The following is a 6174-nucleotide window of genomic DNA, read 5'->3' as shown; positions in this document are numbered from 1 at the left end:
CGGAGGGCGCCGAGGGTGGTGGAGTAGCGGCGGGACTTGGTGGAGAAGTGGCCGCGGAAGCCGAGCATGTGGGCCCAGGCACGCAGGCGGAGGTGTTCGAGGTCTTTGCGTGCGCCGAGGGTCCAGGCGGTGCGGATGAGACGGCGGGCGTGGCCGCTGAGGTCGAGCTGGGCCAGCTCGGCGGCGAACTTCAGCGGCCGGTCCAGAGCTCCTGTGGCTGTCTCGGCGCCCTTGGTGGCGTACTTGGCGATGTACGCGGCGACGGCACGTTCGGTCAGTTCCCGACCACCGTCGAAGTCGGCGGATCGGATGGTGTGGACGTCGAGCTGTCGGCCGAAGGTGAAGGTGTGGGCGCGGCCGTCGATGACCGGGCCGTCCACGCGGACCTTGGCGGCGGCGGCACGGATGGCGTCGGTCAGCAGCTCGGCGGTGGCCCAGGGCGGGGGCGGGGTGTCGCCGCCGCCGGGGCCGTCGAGGCGGATGACGGCGTGGAAGTGGACGGCCCCGCGCTTCTGGTACTCGGCGACCTTGGCGAAGGACACGCGCGCGTGCTCGCGGAAGCGTCGCTGTGAGAGGCCGGCGCGCCTGGCGACCTCCCGACGCAGGTAGGTGGAGAAGCGCTGCCAGAGGGCCCCGGCGTGCGCGTTCCACAGGACGGCGGCTTCGTAGTCGTAGCGGTCGGGGTCGAGCGGGGTGCCGAGTCGGTCGTCGTCCTGGTCGTGGCGGGTGCCGCAGCGGCAGGGGCGGACGGTTCCGGCCGTGCCGGTGGGCCGGTTGTGGACCGGGCCGAAGCTCGGCGCGGTGAAGGTGGCGAAGACGCGCGGGTGCACGGCGACGTGCTCGGGGATGCCCTTGCCGCCGCGCAGACCGGAGGTGATCAGGTGGAAGGTGTCGCGGCGGTAGACCTCGGAGCAGGCCGGGCAGCGGGTCGTGCGGCGGTTGTTGCAGCGCACGAGGAGGTGGCCAGCGGGCAGGTCGCCCGAGTCGAGGTGGTGCAGGACGCGGCCGATCTCTCCGGTTGCCGTGTCGACCGCGTGCTCGGTGCGGTGCCCGTCGAGGCGGATCGGGTGCGTGCAGCCGCCGAGCCCGGAGAGCTGGCGGAGGATGCCGGGCAGGGTGCCCCGTTCGGCGAGCTTGGCCAGTTCGGGCAGCGGGGGCGGGGTGGGACGGGTGAAGATGGCAGTGCTCCTTCTGGCTGGTTGGTCGGAGGCGAGCGCCCGGGGCGGTCGGATGCTTGGCGGTGTCATGGCCGCCCCGGGGTTGTGGTGGGCCGTACTCAGCGGCGGCGGTGCTGTTCGCGGAGCAGGGAGCGCAGGACGACGGCGGCGACGGCCACGGAGATGGCCGAGACGGCGACGGCGGCCAGGAGCGCGGTCAGGACCACGCCGCCGATGATCACCGCGACGACCGCCCCGGTGCTGATCGAGACGGACGGCAGCGCACGCCGCATGGGCGCCGGATCCGCCGGGGCGTGGGTGTGCGCGGGCGGCGGGGTGGGGCTGTCGGGGTACTTGGGCTGGAGCACGGCCGACCTCTCCTCATCTACTCGTCTAGTCATGTGAGCCGTTTACGATGCCCACGCCAGAGCGCGTACCGGACTCGATGGCGGGGGCGAGGATGGTGTGCGAGAGCCAGAAACCGAACAGGGCGACCAGGACGACGATCCAGGGACGTACCCCGAGGAACTTGATCGCTCCCCAGGCGAAGAAGCCGAGGACGACGACGAGCGGCAGGCTGACGGTCACGGTGGTCCGGGTCCTTTCAGCGGATGGGGCAGCGGTGGGTGCGGGCGGCCAGTTCGGCGGCGGCGCGACTGTCGTAGTCGGCGGAGAAGCCGCAGCGCGGGGCGGTGCAGGCGGCGGTGTGCTTCTCTCGACCGCGGCCGTCGTAGGCGGTGCCGACCTGGACGGGGCCGATACGGGTGACGTTGCGGAAGCTGCGGTTGGCCGGCACAGCCGGTTTCCTTTCCTTGGGTTCGCTTGCCTGGGGCGCGCGGACGTGCGTAGATGAGCGGCATGTCACAAGGGGCGCGGCGGCTGGCCGCCTTCGGTTCAGCCGCGTTGATACTTGGGCTTGCGTGTGTTGGGGGAAAGTGGTGGTTGGGCGAGTCCTGGCCCACCGTGATCACCATGTGCTGCCTTGAGGTATTGATCATTTCGGCCGCTGTCGGAACCCGGCGAGTGTTGCGGAAGCGGTAAGCCTCACGACGGGACCCGAATTCAGAGCTGGGCAGCGATGGCTTCGGCCATGGGAGCTGGAACGCCGAGGCGAGCACGAAGTGTTGGCGTGTCGATCGGTGTGCCGGTACGGGTGTGGTGTTCGGCAGCGACCTTGCGGGCATGATCGACCAGCGCAGTCGGGACCGCGACGACGGGACGTTCGCACGCCTTCTCGACAGCGGGTTGGGCAGGCAGCTCGGGAACGGATTCCGGCGCTTCCTTCCGGCCCTCGACCACGTGCACGTCGTTGTCTAGTGCCGTCGTAGGGGCGGAGTGGGCGAGAAGCGTGCCGCCGAGAAAGGCGACGGCGGGCCAGCCCGCGACGACGATGCGCAGCCACGCGGGGACGTGGCTGAGGTCGAGGAGGCTGGCGGTGGCGACGTTGGCGCCCAGGGATGCGGCGAGCGCGATGACGAACCAGCACCAGGCCGACGTCTTGGTCGTTCCGGAGCGCAGTCGACGCCAGGCGGCGACGAGCAGCAGGTCGACGGAGACGGGGTAGGCCCAGGCCTTCCAGCCGTCCTGTCCGGCCGCCACGGCGACATCGTGGAGGTGGGCGAAGGACAGTGCGGCGGCGATGAGCGCCTGGACGAGCACCGCGTCGACACGGGCCATACGGGCACGCATGATGCGGCTCCTTCCGGAGTCGGGCAGGGGAAGGTCAGTCGGTCACCGGATGCGGCAGGAAGACCGGAGCCGCGGTCTCCGCCGGTCGTGCAGGCACGTCGGGCCGGAAGGACTTCAGCGCGGGCAGGTCAGGCACCAGGTGGACGGACTCGCGGCAGGTCTCGGCGGCATCCCCGAGGGACAGGTACGGCGTGCGAATCCGGGACCACCCACCGGAGGTGTCACCCGCCACGGCGAGACCAGGCCGTTCGGGAGCGATGGAACAGGCGGCCGTGACCGCTTCAGGTGCGATGTCGCCGAGCGCCATCTTCGCGGAGGCTTCGCCGTTCACTCGGTGGCAGACGCGGCCGGTGAGCTGGGCGCGGAGCATAGTGGCGCCCTTGCCGAGTTCGGCGCCGAAACGCTGCCCGCAGACCTCCAGGTAGATGCCGGCGGCCCGGCCGAGCTGGGCGAGGCGGATGAGCTGGGTGACCATCTCGTCGCGGCGTTCCTCGTCCTTCTTCGTCGCGACGAGGAAAAGTTCGGCGACCTCATCCACGAACAGCACGACGGGCACCGGGCGTTCGCTGTCGGGCAGACCCCAGATGTCGGAGGTGATCTCCTCGTCGGGAGTATCGGGGGCGATCCCCTGCCGGGCTTTGATCAGGTCGTACCGGTCTTCCATCTCCTGGACCAAGACAGGCAGCAGCTCGGCCGCCTGCTCCGGGTCGGTGGCGAGGGCTGACAGCCGGGATGCGAAGGGGGCCAGTTCCACACCGCGCTTGCAGTCGATGCCGACCAGAGCGACCGGCTGAGGAGCGAGTCCGGTGATCAGGTGCCGCAGGTACATGGACTTGCCGGACAGGGTGGCGCCGAGTGTGAGTTGGTGGGGGATGGTGCGGTAGTCGCGAATGAAGGGCGTGGCGTCCTCCCGGAGGGCGACCGGCACTCTAAGGAAGCCGCCCGCGCTCTTGCGCGGCATGCGCACCCGCCGTAAGACGTCGTAGCCGACGAGCCGTAGCTCGATGACTCCCGGCTTGACCGTGGTGACGTACACGGCGTGGACGCCCCAGACGTGCCGTAGCCGTTCCGCGGCGGCGGCGAAGTCGGCGGGCTCCTGGCCCGGTGCCAGGCGGAGGCGAAGCCGCAGCCCGGTCGTGGTGGGCCGGACGATGCCCCGACGAGGCGGGACGGGCCGGACCTCACGCCGGCTCATGGTCTTCAGGGCGAAGACCCGCAGCCGGGAGGGCGGGACGGTCAGGTCGCACGCCTCCATGACCGAGCCGTACGAGCTGAGCAACCGGACCGTGGACACCGGCAGGCCGATCGAGGACCAGTACGCCGCCGGGTGCTTGGCCCGGGCGTAGGCGGCCCCGCCACCGAGCGCGGCGACAGGACCACCAACCTCCAGAAGCGTCGTCAGGTCGGACATCAGGCCGCGGCTCCGGTCGCGGCCGGGAAGGCGGCCGGGGTGACGGCAGCGGCCCGGTAGGCGATGCCGTGGCGCTGCTGGCCGTTGAAGACGGACTCCCACGGCCGGGCGACGAGGCCGGGCAGCGAGACCGGCGCCCCGAGGGCCAGACCCTGGGAGATGCCGCCCTCAGGAACGGTGACCTTGATCAGCGACGACTCGCCGTCCTCGATGTAGACGACGCCGATGGTCATCAGAGCCTCACCGCTGTTGGCGTCCTTGGCGATCTCACCGGTCTGCCGGTCGCGGACCTTCGGCTCCGGAGCCTCGGTGAGCAGGATCGTCGCGGCGGAGGTCTCCACACGGATGGTGCGCAAGGCACACTCCTATCTACTCGTCTATACAAGATGCGTCCTGCGAGCCCCTTGATCGGGATCGCGGGATTACCTTGCCACACCACTTGCCCACTCGTCTATACGAGTAAGCGTGTTGGGGTGTACGAGTCGGAGAAGCGTCCTGCGCCCGTGTCAGACCCACCCGCCAGAATCCATCCATGCTGATAGCGACCAACGGCCGTGGCTACGAACTGAAGCGCCCCACGAAGCCAGCAGTGGGGACCATGCTCGCCAACCTGCGGCGCGGCAACGAGTACCTGATCCTTGAGCGTCAGGACGAGGAGCAAGAGGGCGACTGGTACATCCAGGTCTGGTTTCGCGAAAACAACACCTACCAGCTGGAATACCGCGACGGCGTCCCTGCTGAGCACTACCAGACGCAGACGGTGTCGCAGGAGAAGGTCCTGCAAGCACTCCTCGGCTGGATGCTCGACAAGCCCGCCTGGCGGGAGGGCTTCATGTGGAACAACATCGGTGAGATGTTCGCGCCCGCCGCCCCTGACAGCGAGGACGCGCCGACTCGATAAGGCAGTGCCGCCGCCCACCCGATCACGTCGCAGGAAGCTGATACGAGAGCACATAGGCGTCCGCCGCCATGACCGTGTCGCAGACCTCGACAGCTCGTCCGCCGGTGTCGAAGGCGGTCCGGATCAGGTGGATGACGGGCACGCCGGCAGCCAGGTGCAGCGTCTTGACCTCGGCAGGCGAAGGCATCCGGGCGCGGATCTCTTCCTCGAAGTGGTCGAGGTGGTGACCCAGCTCTTCCAGGCGAGCGTAGATGCCGCCGGGGCCGGGGTTGGGTTCGGCGATGGGAGTCCCGCGGGCGATGTCGAGCGGGAGGTAGGAGGTGGCGAACTCCACCGGCCGTCCGTCGAGGAGGTACCGGCGCCGGCGAGCGAGGACGCGCCGCACAGACCCGAGCCGGGTAGAGATGTCCTGACTGGCCTTCTCTTCCTTGACCTCCAGGCTGTCGACCGTGGGATGACTGCCAGCAGCGTCGGCCTCCACGATGAACGCGGACTTTCCCTGTTCCCTGTGCCGCCGGGCGAAGCGGTCCGAAGCAAGCCGCCTGACGGGCGGTCGTGGTCGTACGAAGACTCCCCGGCCGTGCTCGGCGTGCACCAGGCCCTCACCCTGGAGGATAGAGAAGGCGTTGCGGACCGTCATCCGGGAAACCCCGAAGTGGTCGACAAGGTCGGCTTCGGAGGGCAGTTTCTCGCCCTCGCGGAATCGCCCACGGTCGATGGCCTCGCGCAGTTGGTCGGCGATCTGCCGGAAGACCGCACGATCGCTCGTGGGGTCGAGATCACCGAGGAGGCCCGAAGGAAGAGGGCTCACGCGTACTCCTTTAGGTATCTAGACGAGTGGGCGAGTGTTGTTGCTACGGTGGAGAGCCTAGCCAGCCGAGAGGGCCGAGGAACGTGAGCACTGAACGCCCGCACTCCGTGAGCGTCGCCGGGGTCGTCGTGGACGGCCAGGGCCGGGCCCTCCTGATCCAGCGCCGGGACAACGGCCACTGGGAGCCGCCGGGCGGTGTCCTCGA

General features: G+C 69.6%; 9 protein-coding genes and 1 pseudogene. 2 read left to right on the top strand and 8 right to left on the bottom strand.

Annotation, left to right across the window (positions count from 1 at the left end; genetic code table 11):
* The 7 genes from IE249_RS35095 to IE249_RS35065 all read right to left on the bottom strand — a co-directional run.
* A partial coding sequence (locus IE249_RS35095) for a replication initiator (RefSeq protein WP_189711510.1) occupies positions 1-1115 on the bottom strand: 1115 nt, incomplete at its 3' end.
* A gap of 161 nt (positions 1116-1276) precedes the next feature.
* The gene (locus IE249_RS35090) at positions 1277-1525 is read right to left on the bottom strand and encodes a SpdD protein (RefSeq protein ID WP_189711506.1); all 249 of its coding nucleotides are present in this window, start codon (positions 1523-1525) and stop codon (positions 1277-1279) included.
* 25 nt (positions 1526-1550) lie between these two features.
* The gene (locus IE249_RS35085) at positions 1551-1745 is read right to left on the bottom strand and encodes a hypothetical protein (protein WP_189711504.1); all 195 of its coding nucleotides are present in this window, start codon (positions 1743-1745) and stop codon (positions 1551-1553) included.
* Positions 1746-1761: 16 nt separating this feature from the next.
* Positions 1762-1953 (bottom strand): mobile element transfer protein, encoded by a 192-nt coding sequence (locus IE249_RS35080; protein ID WP_189711502.1) that lies wholly within the window; start codon positions 1951-1953, stop codon positions 1762-1764.
* 266 nt (positions 1954-2219) lie between these two features.
* Entirely contained in the window at positions 2220-2846 is a 627-nt protein-coding gene (locus IE249_RS35075) for a DUF2637 domain-containing protein (protein WP_189711500.1), read from the bottom strand.
* A 34-nt stretch (positions 2847-2880) separates the two neighbouring features.
* Entirely contained in the window at positions 2881-4257 is a 1377-nt protein-coding gene (locus IE249_RS35070) for an FtsK/SpoIIIE domain-containing protein (protein ID WP_189711498.1), read from the bottom strand.
* Complete coding sequence (locus IE249_RS35065; RefSeq protein WP_189711495.1) at positions 4257-4613, bottom strand: SCO3933 family regulatory protein; 357 nt, start codon at positions 4611-4613, stop codon at positions 4257-4259. Before IE249_RS35065 ends, IE249_RS35070 begins: the two co-directional genes overlap by 1 nt.
* A 176-nt stretch (positions 4614-4789) precedes the next feature.
* Here IE249_RS35065 and IE249_RS35060 point away from each other — a divergent pair, with 176 nt between their 5' ends.
* Positions 4790-5158 carry a hypothetical protein gene (locus tag IE249_RS35060; RefSeq protein WP_229860002.1) on the top strand — a complete coding sequence of 123 codons (369 nt, stop codon included), beginning with the start codon at positions 4790-4792 and terminating at the stop codon, positions 5156-5158.
* 22 nt (positions 5159-5180) lie between these two features.
* On the opposite strand, the gene IE249_RS35055 is transcribed toward IE249_RS35060, so the two are convergent.
* Positions 5181-5969, bottom strand: a complete 789-nt coding sequence (locus tag IE249_RS35055) for a GntR family transcriptional regulator (protein ID WP_030341683.1) — start codon at positions 5967-5969, stop codon at positions 5181-5183.
* Positions 5970-6052: 83 nt separating this feature from the next.
* On the opposite strand from IE249_RS35055, the pseudogene IE249_RS35050 reads away from it, so the two are divergent.
* Positions 6053-6174, top strand: a pseudogene (locus IE249_RS35050) (NUDIX hydrolase); the annotation flags it as partial.

This window comes from Streptomyces anandii JCM 4720 (assembly GCF_014650655.1).
Taxonomy (GTDB): Bacteria; Actinomycetota; Actinomycetes; order Streptomycetales; family Streptomycetaceae; genus Streptomyces; species Streptomyces anandii.
This window is presented reverse-complemented; position numbering and strand designations above follow the sequence as displayed.